At 66.3% G+C, this 15,662-nt stretch carries 18 protein-coding genes; 10 read left to right on the forward strand and 8 right to left on the reverse strand.

Annotation, left to right across the window (positions count from 1 at the left end):
• Positions 1-18: 18 nt before the first annotated feature.
• Complete coding sequence (locus ACO05N_RS01565) at positions 19-768, reverse strand: sulfite exporter TauE/SafE family protein (RefSeq protein WP_422055452.1); 750 nt, start codon at positions 766-768, stop codon at positions 19-21.
• Between the two features lie 144 nt (positions 769-912).
• On the opposite strand from ACO05N_RS01565, the gene ACO05N_RS01570 reads away from it, so the two are divergent.
• Both ACO05N_RS01570 and ACO05N_RS01575 read left to right on the forward strand, forming a co-directional pair.
• The gene (locus ACO05N_RS01570) at positions 913-1,302 is read left to right on the forward strand and encodes a CZB domain-containing protein (protein ID WP_422055453.1); all 390 of its coding nucleotides are present in this window, start codon (positions 913-915) and stop codon (positions 1,300-1,302) included.
• Positions 1,303-1,375: 73 nt separating this feature from the next.
• A complete protein-coding gene (locus tag ACO05N_RS01575; protein WP_422055454.1) occupies positions 1,376-2,212 on the forward strand; it encodes a PhzF family phenazine biosynthesis protein in 837 nt (278 codons plus the stop codon).
• Between the two features lie 58 nt (positions 2,213-2,270).
• Here the strand turns inward: ACO05N_RS01575 and ACO05N_RS01580 are convergent, their stop codons facing one another.
• Together ACO05N_RS01580 and rlmN are read right to left on the reverse strand one after the other, a co-directional pair.
• Positions 2,271-2,735, reverse strand: coding sequence for an outer membrane protein (locus ACO05N_RS01580; RefSeq protein WP_422055455.1), 465 nt, complete (start codon positions 2,733-2,735; stop codon positions 2,271-2,273).
• Between the two features lie 151 nt (positions 2,736-2,886).
• Positions 2,887-4,071 carry a 23S rRNA (adenine(2503)-C(2))-methyltransferase RlmN gene (gene rlmN, locus ACO05N_RS01585; RefSeq protein WP_422055456.1) on the reverse strand — a complete coding sequence of 395 codons (1,185 nt, stop codon included), beginning with the start codon at positions 4,069-4,071 and terminating at the stop codon, positions 2,887-2,889.
• A gap of 184 nt (positions 4,072-4,255) precedes the next feature.
• On the opposite strand from rlmN, the gene ACO05N_RS01590 reads away from it, so the two are divergent.
• Complete coding sequence (locus ACO05N_RS01590; RefSeq protein WP_422055457.1) at positions 4,256-4,675, forward strand: DUF4168 domain-containing protein; 420 nt, start codon at positions 4,256-4,258, stop codon at positions 4,673-4,675.
• A 21-nt stretch (positions 4,676-4,696) separates the two neighbouring features.
• Here ACO05N_RS01590 and ACO05N_RS01595 read toward each other — a convergent pair whose 3' ends face one another.
• Both ACO05N_RS01595 and ACO05N_RS01600 read right to left on the reverse strand, forming a co-directional pair.
• Positions 4,697-5,161, reverse strand: a complete 465-nt coding sequence (locus ACO05N_RS01595; RefSeq protein ID WP_422055458.1) for a hypothetical protein — start codon at positions 5,159-5,161, stop codon at positions 4,697-4,699.
• Positions 5,158-5,784: a histidine phosphatase family protein gene (locus tag ACO05N_RS01600; protein ID WP_422055459.1), complete on the reverse strand. Its 627-nt coding sequence runs from the start codon at positions 5,782-5,784 to the stop codon at positions 5,158-5,160. The genes ACO05N_RS01595 and ACO05N_RS01600 overlap by 4 nt, the downstream gene beginning before the upstream one ends.
• A 133-nt stretch (positions 5,785-5,917) precedes the next feature.
• Here ACO05N_RS01600 and ACO05N_RS01605 point away from each other — a divergent pair, with 133 nt between their 5' ends.
• Together ACO05N_RS01605 and dnaN are read left to right on the forward strand one after the other, a co-directional pair.
• Positions 5,918-6,574, forward strand: coding sequence for an outer membrane protein (locus tag ACO05N_RS01605; RefSeq protein ID WP_422055460.1), 657 nt, complete (start codon positions 5,918-5,920; stop codon positions 6,572-6,574).
• Between the two features lie 146 nt (positions 6,575-6,720).
• Complete coding sequence (gene dnaN / locus ACO05N_RS01610; RefSeq protein ID WP_422055461.1) at positions 6,721-7,824, forward strand: DNA polymerase III subunit beta; 1,104 nt, start codon at positions 6,721-6,723, stop codon at positions 7,822-7,824.
• A 42-nt stretch (positions 7,825-7,866) separates the two neighbouring features.
• Here the strand turns inward: dnaN and ACO05N_RS01615 are convergent, their stop codons facing one another.
• A complete protein-coding gene (locus ACO05N_RS01615; protein WP_422055462.1) occupies positions 7,867-8,523 on the reverse strand; it encodes a hypothetical protein in 657 nt (218 codons plus the stop codon).
• On the reverse strand, positions 8,516-8,728 hold the full coding sequence (locus tag ACO05N_RS01620) for a helix-turn-helix transcriptional regulator (protein ID WP_422055463.1): 213 nt from the start codon (positions 8,726-8,728) through the stop codon (positions 8,516-8,518). The genes ACO05N_RS01615 and ACO05N_RS01620 overlap by 8 nt, the downstream gene beginning before the upstream one ends.
• 81 nt (positions 8,729-8,809) lie before the next feature.
• On the opposite strand from ACO05N_RS01620, the gene ACO05N_RS01625 reads away from it, so the two are divergent.
• The 5 genes from ACO05N_RS01625 (at position 8,810) to ACO05N_RS01645 (ending at position 14,315) form a co-directional block, all read left to right on the forward strand.
• Positions 8,810-9,559, forward strand: coding sequence for a Coq4 family protein (locus ACO05N_RS01625; RefSeq protein ID WP_422055464.1), 750 nt, complete (start codon positions 8,810-8,812; stop codon positions 9,557-9,559).
• Positions 9,560-9,766: 207 nt separating this feature from the next.
• Positions 9,767-10,828, forward strand: a complete 1,062-nt coding sequence (recF, locus tag ACO05N_RS01630) for a DNA replication/repair protein RecF (RefSeq protein WP_422055465.1) — start codon at positions 9,767-9,769, stop codon at positions 10,826-10,828.
• Between the two features lie 47 nt (positions 10,829-10,875).
• On the forward strand, positions 10,876-13,410 hold the full coding sequence (gyrB, locus tag ACO05N_RS01635) for a DNA topoisomerase (ATP-hydrolyzing) subunit B (protein ID WP_422055466.1): 2,535 nt from the start codon (positions 10,876-10,878) through the stop codon (positions 13,408-13,410).
• A gap of 87 nt (positions 13,411-13,497) precedes the next feature.
• Positions 13,498-13,911: a septal ring lytic transglycosylase RlpA family protein gene (locus ACO05N_RS01640; RefSeq protein ID WP_422055467.1), complete on the forward strand. Its 414-nt coding sequence runs from the start codon at positions 13,498-13,500 to the stop codon at positions 13,909-13,911.
• A 65-nt stretch (positions 13,912-13,976) separates the two neighbouring features.
• The gene (locus ACO05N_RS01645) at positions 13,977-14,315 is read left to right on the forward strand and encodes a hypothetical protein (RefSeq protein ID WP_422055468.1); all 339 of its coding nucleotides are present in this window, start codon (positions 13,977-13,979) and stop codon (positions 14,313-14,315) included.
• Positions 14,316-14,322: 7 nt separating this feature from the next.
• On the opposite strand, the gene ACO05N_RS01650 is transcribed toward ACO05N_RS01645, so the two are convergent.
• Positions 14,323-15,615 carry a homoserine dehydrogenase gene (locus ACO05N_RS01650; RefSeq protein WP_422055469.1) on the reverse strand — a complete coding sequence of 431 codons (1,293 nt, stop codon included), beginning with the start codon at positions 15,613-15,615 and terminating at the stop codon, positions 14,323-14,325.
• Positions 15,616-15,662 lie beyond the last annotated feature (47 nt).

Here is a 15,662-nt window from a genome sequence, read left to right on the forward strand (position 1 = left end):
CTGGAGGGGTCGAAAAGGTTACAGCCGGGCGAAGAACAGGATCGTCGTTCCGGCCGTCACAAGCAAGGTCCAAATCCGCACCACGCGCGGCGACAACCGCTTGCCGATCGCCGCGCCACCGAATCCGCCGACGATCGAACCGGCCAGCATTGGCAGGCACGCGCGCCACTCCACCATCGCAAAGCCGATGAACACGAACGCGGCGGCGAGATTGGCCACCGCCAGCATCAGCGTGCGGATCGCGAACAGCGCGCGCGGCTCGATATTTGCGAGCAGGCCATAGGTCGCGGTGGTCATCAACCCCACGCCGCCCCCGAAATAGCCGCCGTAGATCCCGAGCAGTCCCTGCGCCCCGATCAGCGTGCGCCGCCCGATCGTTACCCGCGCATGCAACCAGTTGGCTGCGCGCCGTCCGAACGCCATCACGACAAAGGCGAACAGCAACAGCCACGGGATGATGACGTCGAACGTGTCGGTCGGCGTCAGCACCAGCAACAGGCTGCCCCCCAGACCCGCGACAAAAGTGATCGTCGCCAGCAGCAGAACCGACAGTCCCGCTACCGGCCCCAGCTCGTCGCGAAAGCCCCACGCACTCGCCGCCGCACCGGGCAGCAGCGCGACGTTGGAGGTCGCATTGGCGATATTTGCGGGCAGCCCGAGCGCGATCAGCGCGGGCAAGGTTGCGAAGGTGCCACCGCCCGCAAGCCCGTTCATGACTCCGCCAACGACCCCGGCCCCGGCGGCGAGCAGCAAAGCGGACCAGTCCATGCCACGCCACTACGCACCGGACGCACAAATGCAAAGACCGGGTGCAGCATTCGATATGGGTAGCTGATTTGTCCCGTACGCGCCCCTGCCAGCGCTGACCCGTCTAAAATATCATCGCCAAATGGCGATAACGGGTGGGAATTTATGCACGGACACGATCTACTGGCGCAGGTGCAGGCGGCAATCGGCGCGCATGGCGCATGGAAGCTGAAGCTCAGCACGGCGGTTTCGACCGGTCGGAGCGATGACGAGCCCGCCCTGGTGTGCCGGGACGACTTGTGTCGGTTCGGCGCATGGCTGCACGGCCCGGATATCGATCCTGGCACGCGCGCAGGCAAACCCTATCAGGTCGTTCTGCGTCTCCATGCAGAGTTCCACCAGTGCGCTGGCGCGGTGCTCGATCAGGTCAAGCGCTTCGATCAGGCGCGTGCGCGCCGGCTCCTTGAAGGCGAATACACCGATCGTTCGGCAACGCTGATCCGCGCGCTGACGTTGTGGAAGAGCGAACTCCAGGCGACTTCAGAACTCGCATGAGGACCCGGCGCCTGCCCCCTTGCGCCCACCCGCAACGCGGTCCAATCCGCCGAGCTGGAACGAGGAGCGCGACATGAAGCTTGATCTGATCGACGTGTTCGGGGGGGACGGCAATACCGGCAACCCGCTGGCGGTGGTTCATGATGCAGCGACGATGGACGCCGACGCGATGCTCGCGCTCACCCGCTGGCTCGGCTTTTCGGAGACGACCTTCCTGGTTCCCGCGACCGACCCCGGCGCGGACTATCAGGTGCGCATCTTCTACCCGGCGGGGGAACTGCCCTTTGCCGGGCACCCGACGCTCGGCACCTGCCATGCCTGGCTGGAGGCTGGCGGCGTGCCGCGCGACCCCAACCGGATCGTCCAGCAATGCGGCGTCGGGCTGGTGCCGATCGCGCGCGACGGCGACCTCCTGTCCTTCCGCGCCCCGCCGCTGGTCCGTTCCGGCCCGCTCAGCGACACCGAACGCGCGGAGGCAGCCCGGCTTGCCAATGTCCCGGCGGAAACGATCGTCGACGCGGTGCACGCCAGCAACGGCCCCGGCTGGCAGCTACTGCGTCTGCGCTCCGCCGCGGACGTGCTCGCGGTCGACCCGCCCGCGCGCGCGCCGCTCGGCACCGATATCGGGCTGGTCGGCCCGCACCCCGATGGCAGCGCGATCGCGTTCGAAGTCCGCGCCTTCTTCACCGACAGCAATGGGCGGCTTGTCGAAGATCCGGTGACCGGCAGCCTCAACGCCGCGACCGCGCAGTATCTGTTCGAGGCCGGGCTTGCGTCGGGCAGCTACACCGCCGCGCAGGGGCGCATGACCGGCTGCGACGGGCGGGTCGCGGCGCGGATCGACGCCGACGGCCATGTGTGGATCGGCGGACGCACGGCAACCGTGGCGCGCAGCGCGGAACTCGCCTGAATCAAAAAGGGCGACCCGTGAGGGCCGCCCTTTCCGATTGTCGTTCCGACCGCAGCGATCAGAAGCGGAAGCCGACGCCGACGCCGGCGAAGTTCACGTCCGGACCTTCGACCAGGGTGCGGCGATACTCAACCTTGGCGAAGACGTTCGTGCCGAGGTTGTGCTGGTAACCGGCGCCAGCGAATGCGCCGTCGTCGCCGTCAGCGAAGCCGTAGCCGCCGAGAACATAGGCGCGGCCGGCATCGCCGACCTTGGCGCCGACGCGGCCACCGATGGTCCAGAACACGTCCGCACCTTCGGTAAGGACCTTGTCCGCCCCAGCTTCGACGCCGACGAACGCGGTGTCGCCCAGATCAAAGTCATAGCCGACTGCAACGCCAGCGAACGCTTCTTCAGCGCCCTCGGCCCATGCGATACCGCCGCGCACTTCGACGCGGCCTTCACCCGAAGCTGCGTCCTGAGCGAACGCAGGCGAAGCGACGGTGGCGGCAGCAAGCGCCGCAAGAATAGCGATCTTACGCATAACAGATTCCCCAAGCAGGATGTTGTTTTAGTTAAGCAACATGTCGTTGCGGGTGCACAACTAGTAAGCCCACGCGTGCGTTACAAGAGTAACACGGTTCATTTTGGCAACATTGTAGAAATACCGTGATATCTTGGCAACACTGCCCCGATCAGCCGAGCGCGGCCTGCTTCTCTTCGGCCAGCCGGTCGAGCTCCGCGCGGCTCTTTTTCTCGCTCGCGGTCTTGAGCTGACCGCATGCGGCATCGATGTCGCGCCCGCGCGGCGTGCGCGCCGGAGCGGAAATGCCCGCACCGAACACAATTTCCTGAAACGCCCGGATTCGCTCGGGCGTTGAGCATTCGTACGGCGCGCCGGGCCAGGGGTTGAACGGGATCAGATTGACCTTGGCGGGCAGCTTGTACTGCTTGATCAGCCGCACCAGCTCGCGCGCATCGTCGTCGCTGTCATTCTTGTCCTTCAGCATCACATATTCGAACGTGATGCGACGGGCATTGTTCGCGCCGGGATAGTCGGCGCATGCCTGCAGCAGCTCCTCGATCCCGAACTTGCGGTTCAGGGGCACGATCTCGTCGCGCACTTCCTTGGTCACCGCGTGGAGCGAAACGGCAAGGTTGACGCCGATCTCCTCGCCCGCGCGCGCCATCATCGGCACCACACCGCTGGTCGACAGCGTGATGCGCCGCTTGCTCAGCGCCAGTCCGTCGCCGTCCATCACGATCTTCAGCGAATCGCGGACATTGTCGAAATTATAGAGCGGCTCGCCCATTCCCATCATCACGATGTTGGTGAGCATCCGCCCCTCGGGCGTGCTCGGCCATTCGCCCAGCGCGTCGCGCGCCAGCATCACCTGTCCGACGATCTCGCCGGGTTCGAGATTGCGCACCAGCCGCATCGTGCCGGTGTGGCAGAAGCGGCAGTTGAGCGTGCAGCCGACCTGGCTCGACACGCACAAGGTTCCCCGATCCGCGTCGGGGATGAACACCATCTCGTAATCCTGCCCGTCGTCCGACCGCAGCAGCCACTTGCGCGTGCCGTCGGTCGACACCTGCGCCTCCACCACCTGCGGGCGCGAGATCACGAAACGCTGCGCCAGCCAGGGCTGCATCGCCTTCGAGATATCGGTCATCAGGCTGAAATCGGTGACGCCGCGATTATAGATCCAGTGCCACAGCTGTTTGGCGCGCAGCTTTGCCTGTTTCGGCTCCAGCTGTGCCGTCTCCAGCGCCATGCGCAGATCGGCCTTGGACAGACCGAGCAGGTCGATCCGCCCATCGGCGCGCGGCTTCAGGCTGCGCGGAACGGGCACGGGATCGATGTGCCCGGGAATGGGCATGGGGGGCGACGAGACTGGCTGCATCGCGCGAATATAGCCGAAGTGCCGACACATTTCCATGCCCCGCCCGTCCCGGGCCGGCCACGGCTTGCCGAGGAAAGGTTGCGATCGATCGCCGGGGTCTGGAACCCTGTCGCGTGCGCGTCTTTGACGCCTGTACATTCAACGATACTGGAGTTTTGTTTTGACCTATTTGACCCGCGCGGCGCTGACCGCTGGTTTCCTGTTCGCCGCACCTGCCCTTGCCCAGACCGCCGCCCCCGCGCCCCAGGCCGAAGCGGCCGCTCCTGCCCCGATCACCGACGCCGAGGTGACGATGTTCGCCAAGGCTGCACTCGCCTCCGACGCGGTATCGAAAGATCCGGCGATCCCGGCCGCAGACAAGGCAGCCAAGATGACCAAGGCCGTGACTGCCGCCGGTCTCGAAACCGCCCGTTTCAACGAAATCGCCAAACTCGCGCAGACCGACGCTGCGGTGCGCGACAAGGTTCAGGCGGCGATCATCGCGGTGCGCGACGGCCCGCAGGCGACGGCGCCCACGCCCGCCCCGACGGGCAGCCCGGCCCCCGCTCCGTCGGCAAGCCCGACTCCGGGACAACAATAATCCGATGCATGGGCTGGGCGCTTACCGACGCGCACAGCCCATCGCGGCCGCATCGATCGCGGTCGCTGCGCCCTTGAGCGCATAGACGTCGGCGAACGCTCCGCCGCTACGGGCGACGCTTTCGACGCTCATCGACCGGCTTGAGCGGATCGCGGCAACGATGGCACGATCGGTCCGTGCATCGGGAGCCCATGCGTCACTCGCCCCCGCGATCAACTCGAACCGCCGTTCGCCGATCGCCAGCGTGACCTTCGCCCGCGGATCGCGCGCGCGGCTCAGACGGATATGGACCTGATTGCGCGCGCCGGATCGTGGCCAGTTGGCGATGCTGGCAAAAGCGCCGTCGCGTCCACGTACCGGCTGGCCGATGGCATAGCAGCGCGCCGGGGCGGCATCGCGAAACGCTCCCCAGGCATCGAAGACGCCAAGCGCTTCGCGGCCTTGACCCTGCGCGGCGAGCGCAACCGCGAGAAGCAGCGCCGTCACGCCGGCGCGCGTCCGCTGCCCAGATGCACGATCGTTTCACGGCCATGCTCGATCATGACGATCGACCCCTGCGGCAGTCCCGCGGCAATCGGCGTGGCGAACTCGGGATGGACGTCGCACCCGGTCATCACCCCACGTAGCACACGGCTGGAAATGCCGTGCATGATGATCAGCCGGTCGCCGGGGTCGTCGTGGGTGTCGGCAAGCCAGTCCGATACGCGCGCCGCGATCTCGGCATAGGTTTCACCATCCGGCGCCGGATGGAGCAGCCCGGTCGGGGCAATCACCGGCAGGTCGCCCGCCATCAGTTCCGCATAATAGCGCCCGCCCCAACTGCCCATGCCGATCTCGGTCAGGCGCGGATCGTGCCGCGCACCGTGCCAGTCGAGGCCGAGGTGCTCGGTGATCACCGCCAACGTCTGCAGCGCGCGGCCGGTGTCGGACGCCCATAATGTCAACGCTGGCGCGCGGCCGAGCATGTCTGCGAGCGCCTGCCCCATCTGGTCCGCCTGGGCAAAGCCCGCGCGGGTCAGCGGGGTGTGCAGATGGTCCCCCTGCAGTCGCCGGGCAGCGTTGAACACCGTTTCGCCATGTCGGGCGATGAAGTCGCGTCCTTTCCGCATGGCCAAGCTGAATGAGTGCACTGTGGCACAATAGCAACGGTTTTCCGCGTTTATCCAGCGTTCATGCAACTTGTGCGGCGCAGCGTCATTACAGCCCCCAGCCCGTGAACGGGTTGAGTTAAGGAGTTTCAATATGCGTATCGCAATTGCCGCCGCTCTGGCCGCATCGACCATGATCGCCGCCCCGGCCTTCGCCCAGGACACCGATCCGACCTTCACCGGCTTCCGCGCCGGCGTCATCGGCGGTTATGACATCGTCCGCCCGGGCAGCACCGAGGACAGCGACATCGACGGCGACGACCAGAATGTCGATGGTTTCCTCTACGGCGTGGACGTCGGATACGACATCGCCGTTGGTGGCGCGGTGGTCGGCGTCGAGGCCGAACTGTCGGATTCGACCGGCAAGGTCGAAGCACGGTCGACCGATCCGAACTTCTTCGGTTTCGGTGAAGTCGGCACCGGCCGTGACATCTATGTCGGCCTGCGCGCCGGCGTACTCGCCTCGCCCAGCACTCTGGTCTATGCCAAGGGCGGCTACACCAATGCCCGCCTGAACGTCCTTGCGACCGACGGCACGACCGAACTGCGCGACAATTTCGAGCTGGACGGCTGGCGCATCGGCGCGGGCATCGAGCAGGCGATCGGCACCAACAGCTATGCCAAGCTCGAGTATCGCTATTCGAACTATTCGAACGCGAATTTTGAATATAGCAATGGCGCGATCACCGAGGATTTCGACATCGATACCGATCGTCACCAGATCGCAGTGGGCGTCGGCTTCCGCTTCTGACGGTTCGCCTGTCCACAAATGAATACGACGAAGGGTCGGAGCCGCTTGCTCCGGCCCTTTTTCGCGTTAAGGATAGCTTGAACTTCCGACGGCAATCACGCGCCGTCTGTTGAATTTGGGCGACCGCCCGGGGGTTTTGAACACACATGAAAGCGACGATCGAACGCGCCACGCTCCTTCGGGGCCTCAGCCACGTCCAGTCGGTGGTCGAACGGCGCAACACCATCCCGATCCTGTCCAACGTGCTGATCGAGGCATCGCTCGACGGATCGCTGCGGCTCATGGCAACCGATCTCGACCTGCAGATCGACGAAACCGTGGCGGCTGCGGTCGATCAGGCGGGCGCGATCACCGTCCCTGCCCACACCCTGTTCGACATCGCGCGCAAGCTGCCCGAGGGGGCACAGGTCGAGCTGACCGCCGCCGAGGGCAAGATCAAGGTCAATGCCGGCCGCGCCAAGTTCGAGCTGGGTACGCTGCCGCGCGACGATTTCCCGGTGATCGCGGAAGGCGAACTGCCCACCGTGTTCGAGCTGCCCGCCGAAACGCTCAAGCAGATCATCGACAAGACGCGCTTCGCGATCTCGACCGAAGAGACGCGCTATTATCTCAACGGCATCTTCCTGCACGTCGCCGACGACATGCTGAAGGCCGCGGCGACCGACGGTCACCGCCTTGCCCGCGTCACCGTGCCGCGCCCCGAAGGCGCCGAAGCGATGCCCGACGTCATCGTGCCGCGTAAGTGTGTGGCCGAGCTGCGCAAGCTGCTCGACGAAGTCGACGGTTCAGTCGGCGTGTCGCTGTCGGGATCGAAGATCCGCTTCGACCTCGGCGCTGCGATCCTCACTTCGAAGCTGATCGACGGCACTTTCCCCGATTATTCGCGCGTCATCCCGACCGGGAACGACAAGATCCTCAAGATCGACCCGCGCAGCTTCATGCAGGGCGTCGACCGCGTGTCGACCATCGCGACCGAAAAGACCCGCGCGGTGAAGATGGCGCTCGACCGCGACCGGATCACCCTGTCGGTCACCAGCCCCGACAACGGCACTGCGGCCGAGGACGTGCCCGGCGAGTACGCCGCGCAGCCGTTCGAGATCGGATTCAATTCGCGTTATCTGATGGACATTCTCGGCCAGATCGAAAGCGATGTGGTCGAAGTCCACCTTGCCGACGCCGCCGCGCCGACGCTGATTCGTGAAAATGACAAGTCGCCGGCGCTCTATGTGCTGATGCCGATGCGCGTCTGACCGGACCGGGAAGGCGCCGCGCGCGCCTTCCCCCCTTCGCACTCAGAGCTGGCCAAGCCCGCGCCGCAGCCCGATCCAGCTCGACGCCACCAGATAAGCCGCCATCACCAGCGTCAGCAGCGTCCAGCTGTCGACGTCCGCGACCAGCCACAGCTTGGCCAGCGTGGCCCAGATGAACAGCGCCAGCTGCGCACCCCAGAAGCACACCGCGCCAGCCACGATCGCCACCTGCCGCACCAGTTCGTCGCTCGTGCGATAGAGCCGCCAGTTCAGCCAGCTCTGCACCGCGAGCGCCCCCATCACGCCCGCCGCCGCGATCGCCCGCCCGTCGTCGCCAAGGCCTAGATGCGCCAGCACCGGCGGCGCGGCGAGGGTCGGGCCGGTCAGCGCGATGATCACGCCCTGACGGCGGACCGCCAGCATCGAATCGCGATCCGGCGGCTCGCTCCCGGGCTGACGAAATGCGACCAAACGCCGCCACCGGTCTTCAGATGCGCTCATCACCAGCACGAAGCCGCCCATGAACAACAACATGAACCCGATGCCGAGCGACGCGAGTTCGGCGATGGTCCACTGCTCGAATCCGGTCGAGTCGACAAAGCTGGCCATACCAAAGCCGAAACCGGCGCCGATCATGCCACCGATCAGCGCCTCGACCGCATGCCGGCGCCAGCGTTGCGCACGCGTGAATTCAGTCACGGTCGGGTGCGACCCAGTCATCGACGAAAATTTCATCGACTGCCACTCCAAAGATTTTCGCCATCCGCAACGCCAGCGGCAGGCTCGGGTCATATTTGTCCGTCTCGACCGCATTCACGGTCTGGCGCGAGACGCCGAGCAGGCGGGCGAGGTCGGCCTGACTGAGGTCCGCGTCTGCCCGCAAGATAAGCAACCGGTTGTTCACCGGAACTGTCCAGAGCTCTTGTCACCTTGCAATGCGGGGGATAACCACTTATTGACACATCTGTCAGTAACGGTGGTTCCCATGGCAACTCAGGCGATCGACTGGAGCAAACCGCGCAAGCGCGAATGGGGGACAGCGCTGACCGCGCTGCGCCGTCTGCTCGCCAACGGCGACGATACGGTGCAGGTGTTCCGCATCATGCGCGCGCTGAACGGCGACACGCTGGCGCGCAATTATCGCCGTCTGCTGAGCACGGCGGAGGGCGGGCGAATCGCCTATCGCCGCACCGAACTGGCCGAGAAATTCTCCGACCGCGCCTGGCTCGACTCGCTGCCCGAAGGCAGCGTCGGCGCGGCCTATCGCGCCTTTCTCGATCGCACCGGCTATTCGGCTCAGGGGCTGGCAGATGTGAGCTATGCCGACGCCGATGTCGAACGCGGGATCGAGCATCCGCATGCCTGGTATGGCCGGCGCGAGCGCGACATTCACGACATCTGGCACGTCGTCACCGGCTACCAGGCCGACGAACCGCTCGGCGAAGCGTGCCTCGTCGCCTTTTCCTATGCCCAGACCGGCGGCCTGGGCTGGGCATTCATCGCCTTGGGCGCCGCGCTCAAGAGCCTGCGCGTCACCGGATCGCGCAGCTTCGCCAAGGCGGTGCGCGAAGGCTATCGCCATGGCAAGGCCGCGCGCTGGCTGTCGGGCGAGGATTACGAGCTTTTGCTCGCCGAACCGCTCGACGCGGTCCGCGCGCGGCTCGGTATCGGCGACCCGGTCCAGTACCGCGCGGCGCAGGCAGAATTGCGCGCAAAGGGCCTGATCGGAATTTAGCTTCTATCCACATGCGGCTCTTCACTCCCGCCCTGAAGAGGGAGGCGAATTGCATGTGGCTGCACCCAGACGCTGTACCCCAGCAGGCTGTGCATCCAGCCTTGGCGAGCAGCATCGCCGCCAGAATCGGTCGCTTCCAAAGTGCCCAAGGAGGCTTTCGCCGCGTGAACGCTATCGCGCGCCACGCCGGAACGCTAGACGCCGCTGATGGCCCTCACCCGCCTCGTCCTGACTGATTTCCGCAACCATCGCGACACGATCTTCAATGTCGGGACCGGCTTCGTCGTGCTGGCGGGGGACAATGGCGCGGGAAAGACCAATGTGCTGGAGGCGGTGTCCCTGCTCGCCCCCGGTCGCGGCCTGCGCCGCGCGCCGCTGACCGAAATGGCGCGACAGGGCGGCAGCGGCGGGTTCGGGGTGGCGGCGCAGCTCGACGGGGAGGTCGAGATCGGCACCGGCACCCAGCCCTCTGCGCCCGAGCGCCGCATCGTCCGCGTCAATGGCGCGACCGCCGCGGCGACCTCGCTCGGCGAATGGCTGACCGTGCTGTGGCTCACACCCGCGATGGACCGGCTGTTCGCCGAACCGGCGAGCGAGCGGCGGCGCTTTCTCGACCGGCTCGCCCTCGCGCTCGTCCCCAGCCATGCCCACCACAGCGCGCGCTACGAAGCCGCGATGCGCGAGCGCAACCGCCTGCTCGGCGCCGAAGAACCCGCCGATCCCGACTGGCTCACCGCGCTGGAAGCGCGCATGACCGAACATGGCGCGGCGATCGACACCGCGCGCCGTACCACCGTCGCCCAGCTCTCCGACCGCCTCGTCGCGCAACCCGAAGGGCCGTTTGCCCGCGCCGGCCTCGCCATCGAGGGAGATGACGCGACCGATCTCACCGCGCGCCTGCGCGCCGGTCGCGCGCGGGACGCCGCCGCCGGGCGCACGCTGAACGGCCCGCATCGCCAGGACCTTGCGGTCACGCATCTTGGCAAGGGCCAGGCCGCGCATCTCTGCTCGACCGGCGAGCAAAAGGCCCTCCTGCTCGCCATCGTCCTCGCCCATGCCGAACTTGTCGCCGACCGCACCGGCCGCGCGCCGATCCTGCTGCTGGACGAGGTCGCCGCGCACCTTGATCCCGCCCGTCGCGCGGCGCTGTTCGAACGGCTGACGGGGCGCGGACAGGTGTGGATGACCGGCACCGAACCAGCATTGTTTGCCGAGGCGGGGGCGGCGATTCGGCTCACCGTTCACGACGGCGCGATCCACCCCGCCTAAGGCCCATTTCGCTTCCGTTTTGTGACTGTCGACCCTATATGCTGGGCATGGCATCAGACGACAACAACACCACCGATTCCGCCCCCAACTCCAACGCCTACGGCGCCGACAGCATCAAGGTCCTCAAGGGCCTCGACGCGGTGCGCAAGCGGCCCGGCATGTATATCGGCGACACCGACGACGGTTCCGGCCTGCACCACATGGTGTTCGAGGTTTCGGACAACGCGATCGACGAAGCGCTGGCCGGCCATTGCGACAAGATCATCATCCAGCTGAACGCCGATGGCTCGGTGTCGGTCGAGGATAACGGCCGCGGCATCCCGACCGGCATCCACAGCGAAGAGGGCGTGAGCGCGGCTGAGGTCATCATGACCCAGCTCCACGCCGGCGGTAAATTCGAAAACACCTCGGACGACAATGCGTACAAGGTCTCGGGCGGTCTGCACGGCGTCGGCGTGTCGGTGGTTAACGCGCTGTCGGAATGGCTCGACCTCAACATCTGGCGCGACGGCGAGGAGCATTACATGCGCTTCGCCTATGGCGACGCGACCGCACCGCTCAAGGTGATCGGCCCGGCCAATGGCAAGAAGGGCACGCGCGTGACCTTCCTCGCCTCGACCGAAAAGACGCCGGGCGATGGCGGCACGTTCAAGAACCAGATCGAATATGATTTCGACAAGCTCGAGCATCGCTATCGCGAGCTGGCGTTCCTGAATTCCGGCGTGCGCCTGTTCCTGCGCGACGCGCGACACGAAGAGGTCAAGGAAGTCGAACTCTATTATGAAGGCGGAATCGCCGCTTTCGTGAAGTGGCTCGATCGCAACAAGTCGCCGCTCTTCCCCGATCCGATTTCGGTGACCGGCCAGCGCGACGATATCGGCATCGATGTCGCGCTGGAGTGGAACGACAGCTATTACGAAAACGTCCTCTGCTTCACCAACAACATCCCGCAGCGGGACGGCGGCACCCACCTTGCCGCGTTCCGCGCCGCGCTGACCCGCACGATCAACAGCTATGCCGACAAGTCGGGCCTGCTGAAGAAGGAAAAGGTCACGCTCACCGGCGACGACATGCGTGAAGGCCTGACGGCGATCGTCAGCGTCAAGCTGCCCGATCCCAAGTTCAGCAGCCAGACCAAGGACAAGCTGGTGTCGTCCGAAGTCCGCCAGCCGCTCGAAGCGCTGATGGCCGACAAGATGAACGACTGGCTGGAGGAAAATCCCGCCCACGCCCGCATGATCATCCAGAAGGTGATCGACGCCGCCGCCGCGCGCGAAGCGGCCAAGCGTGCGCGCGAACTGACCCGGCGCAAGGGCGTGATGGACATCGCCTCGCTGCCCGGCAAGCTCGCCGATTGTCAGGAGCGCGATCCGGCCAAGTCCGAACTGTTCCTGGTCGAGGGTGACTCGGCCGGTGGCTCGGCCAAACAGGGCCGCGACCGTCATTTCCAGGCGATCCTCCCGCTGCGCGGCAAGATCCTGAACGTCGAGCGCGCGCGCTTTGACCGCATGCTGTCGTCCAAGGAAATCGGCACGCTGATCCAGGCGATGGGCACCGGCATCGGCCGCGACGACTTCAACCTCGAAAAGCTGCGCTACCACAAGATCGTCATCATGACCGACGCTGACGTGGACGGCGCGCATATCCGCACGCTGCTGCTCACCTTCTTCTACCGCCAGATGCCCGAGATCATCGAGGCCGGGCATCTCTTCATTGCCCAGCCGCCTTTGTACAAGGCAACCAAGGGCCGGTCGGAAGTGTATCTGAAGGACGATGCCGCGCTCGACGATTATCTGGTCGAGGCGGGGGTCGCCGGCAACCGGCTGGAAACCGCGTCGGGCACCCGCTTTGGCGAGGATCTGGCGAGCCTGGTCGAGCATGCGCGCCGCATGAAGACGCTGATGCGCTATGTCCCGCGCCGCTACGATCCCTCGATCATCGAGGCGCTGGCGCTGGGCCGCGCGCTCGATCCCGAAGCGACGCGCGAGCAGCGCGGCGAGCGGCTGGCTGCAGTCACGCAGCGGCTCGACCTGACCGACGCCGACGCCCGCTGGACCGCGCGCGTCACCGACGATGGCGGCTTCCATTTCGAGCGCTGGTGGCGCGGCGTGACCGATCACCACATCATCGAGGCCGCGTTCCTGACCTCGGCCGAGGGGCGCAAGCTCCACGCGCTCGCCGCCGAACAGGCCGACAGCTATGCGCAGATCGCCAAGCTCGTCTCCGCCAAGGTCGCGCAGGCCGAGGAAGCGGCTCCGGTCGCCGAGGGCGAAGAGGAGCTGCCCGTCGCCGCCGCCAAGGGCGAGACCCTCGTCGCACGGCCGAGCGAGCTGCTCGACGCCATCCTCGCCTCGGGCCGCAAGGGCCTGTCGATCCAGCGCTACAAGGGGCTGGGGGAGATGAACGCCGAACAGCTGTGGGAAACCACGCTCGATCCGGCCAACCGCTCTATGCTGGTGGTGCAGGTCGATCAGGCCGATGTCGCGGACGAGATCTTCACGCGCCTCATGGGCGATGTCGTCGAACCGCGCCGCGAATTCATCCAGGAAAACGCGCTAAGCGTCGCCAATCTCGACGTTTGACCGCAGAATCCAAACAACGCGGCGCTGGACGGATTGCCCTCCAGCGCCGCGTCTGTTTCACCCCCGCACCGAAAGGGGCCGGGGACCATGCGTTCGATCATCGCTGTCATCATGCTGACCGCCGCTGCGCCGGTCGCGGCGCAGGACGCCACCCCTGCCGTTGCCGCACCCGGCGCATCGACGGTGATGGCAAGCGGCATGGCAAGCTATTATGGCGCCGCCCATGCCGGCAACCGCACGGCAAGCGGTGAGCGGTTTGACCCCGATGGCATGACCGCCGCGCATCGCAGCCTGCCATTTGGCACCAAACTGCGCGTAACCGATCCGTCGACCGGACGCAGCGTGGTCGTTCGCGTCAATGATCGCGGGCCGTTCCACAAGAGCCGCATTCTCGACCTGTCCGAAGCCGCCGCGCGCGAACTGGGGATTGTCCGTCGCGGGCGCGCCGTGGTGGAGATCGCGCTGGCGGACGCCGCGACGGTTTCCAGCGACGGTAACTGACCCCCGTTTCGCCACCGAAAGCATCGTGATAGCGTTGCGTCGGGAGGTTCGACGCCATGTCCCTGATGCTGCTTGCCCTCGCGTTCCAGTCCGGTGCCGACGGCGCGCTGCTGCGCGCGCATCGGGAAAAGACGCGGGCCGTCATCCCATGTGAAAAGACCGCCGATCCGGATGAAGTGACGATCTGCGCGCTGCGTGAGGCAGACAAGAAATATCGCGTCCCGTTCGTCACCGCCCGCGCGGTCGACAACCGGCCTGCCGAGACGGCACGGGTGCTGGAGGACACGATGTTCCAATGCGGCGTCTCGGGCCCGTTCCTCACGCCGTGCGGTGGGATGGTCGGCGTGACGGTCGGCGTCGGATTCGACGGCAAGGTGGTGCGCCAGCGCGAACCCGCGCCGTAGCACGTCCTCATTCGCCGAGGATATGCATCCACATCGGCTCGCCCGCGAGGCTCTGCGAGCCGCGCAGCTTCTCCAGCGCCTGCGCGACACACCGCTCCGGCCCCTCATGCGTCACAATCGCCAGCAGCACGCTTCCATCCGCGATGGCACCACGCTGGATCAGCGATTCGATCGACACCCCCGCATCGCGCATCGCTGCCGCGATCTCGGCGAGCACGCCGACCTTGTCGGGCACGGTGAAGCGCAGATAGGCGCGCCCGCGCCGCTCGCCGCTCGGTGCCGCAGGTTCCTTGGCGAGCCTGGCGGCTGGCATTGCGTAGGGGGGGCCGAACTCCGTACGCGCAATATCGATCAGGTCGGCGACCACGGCGCTCGCGGTGGGACCATCTCCGGCCCCAGCACCCTGAAACAACAGGCGTCCCACAAAATTGCCTTCCGCCACCACCGCATTGGTCGCGCCGGTGACGTGCGCGAGCGGATGGGCGAGCGGGACAAGGTGCGGATGGACACGCTGGAACAGGCCCTCGCCGTTCAAATCCGCGATGCCGAGCAGACGGACGCGATAGCCCAAGGCCGCCGCCTCGGCGATATCGGCAGCGAGCAGGTGACGGATACCGCCGATCGCGACATCGCCGAACGCCGGCTGGGTCCCGAAAGCGAGGCTGGCGAGGATCGACAGCTTGTGCGCGGCATCGACGCCATCGATGTCGAAGCTTGGATCCGCCTCGGCAAAGCCCTTGGCCTGTGCCTCGGCCAGAACCTCGGCAAAGTCCCGCCCCTCGGCCTCCATCTTCGACAGGATGAAATTGCAGGTACCGTTGAGGATGCCATAGACGCGGTCGATCACGTTGGCCGCCGCGCCCTCGCGCAGCCCCTTGATCACCGGAACGCCGCCCGCGACCGCCGCCTCGAACTTCATCGGCGTGTCGGCCTGTTCGGCGACGTGCGCGAGTTCGAGGCCGTGGTGGGCAATCATCGCCTTGTTGGCAGTGACCAGCCCCTTGCCCGCCGCCAGCGTCGCGCGGGCGAGCGCGAGTGCGGGTCCATCCGACCCGCCGATCAGTTCGACCACCACATCGGCGCGCGGATGCTGGGCCAGATCGCGCATGTCGTCGACCCATTCGAAGCGGGTGATGTCGACACCGCGATCCTTGGTCCGGTCGCGTGCGGAGACTGCGACGATCTCGATCGGCCGCCCTGCGCGCCGCGCGATCAGCTCCGCATTGGCGTCGATCAGACGAATGACGCCCGCGCCCACCGTGCCAAGGCCAGCCAGTGCAACGCGAAGCGGTTCGGTCATGTCTCAATCCCCATAAGTGGCAACGGCCCGGGCATCGCCCGAGCCGA

The organism is Sphingomonas sp., assembly GCF_965227385.1.
GTDB lineage: Bacteria > Pseudomonadota > Alphaproteobacteria > Sphingomonadales > Sphingomonadaceae > Sphingomonas.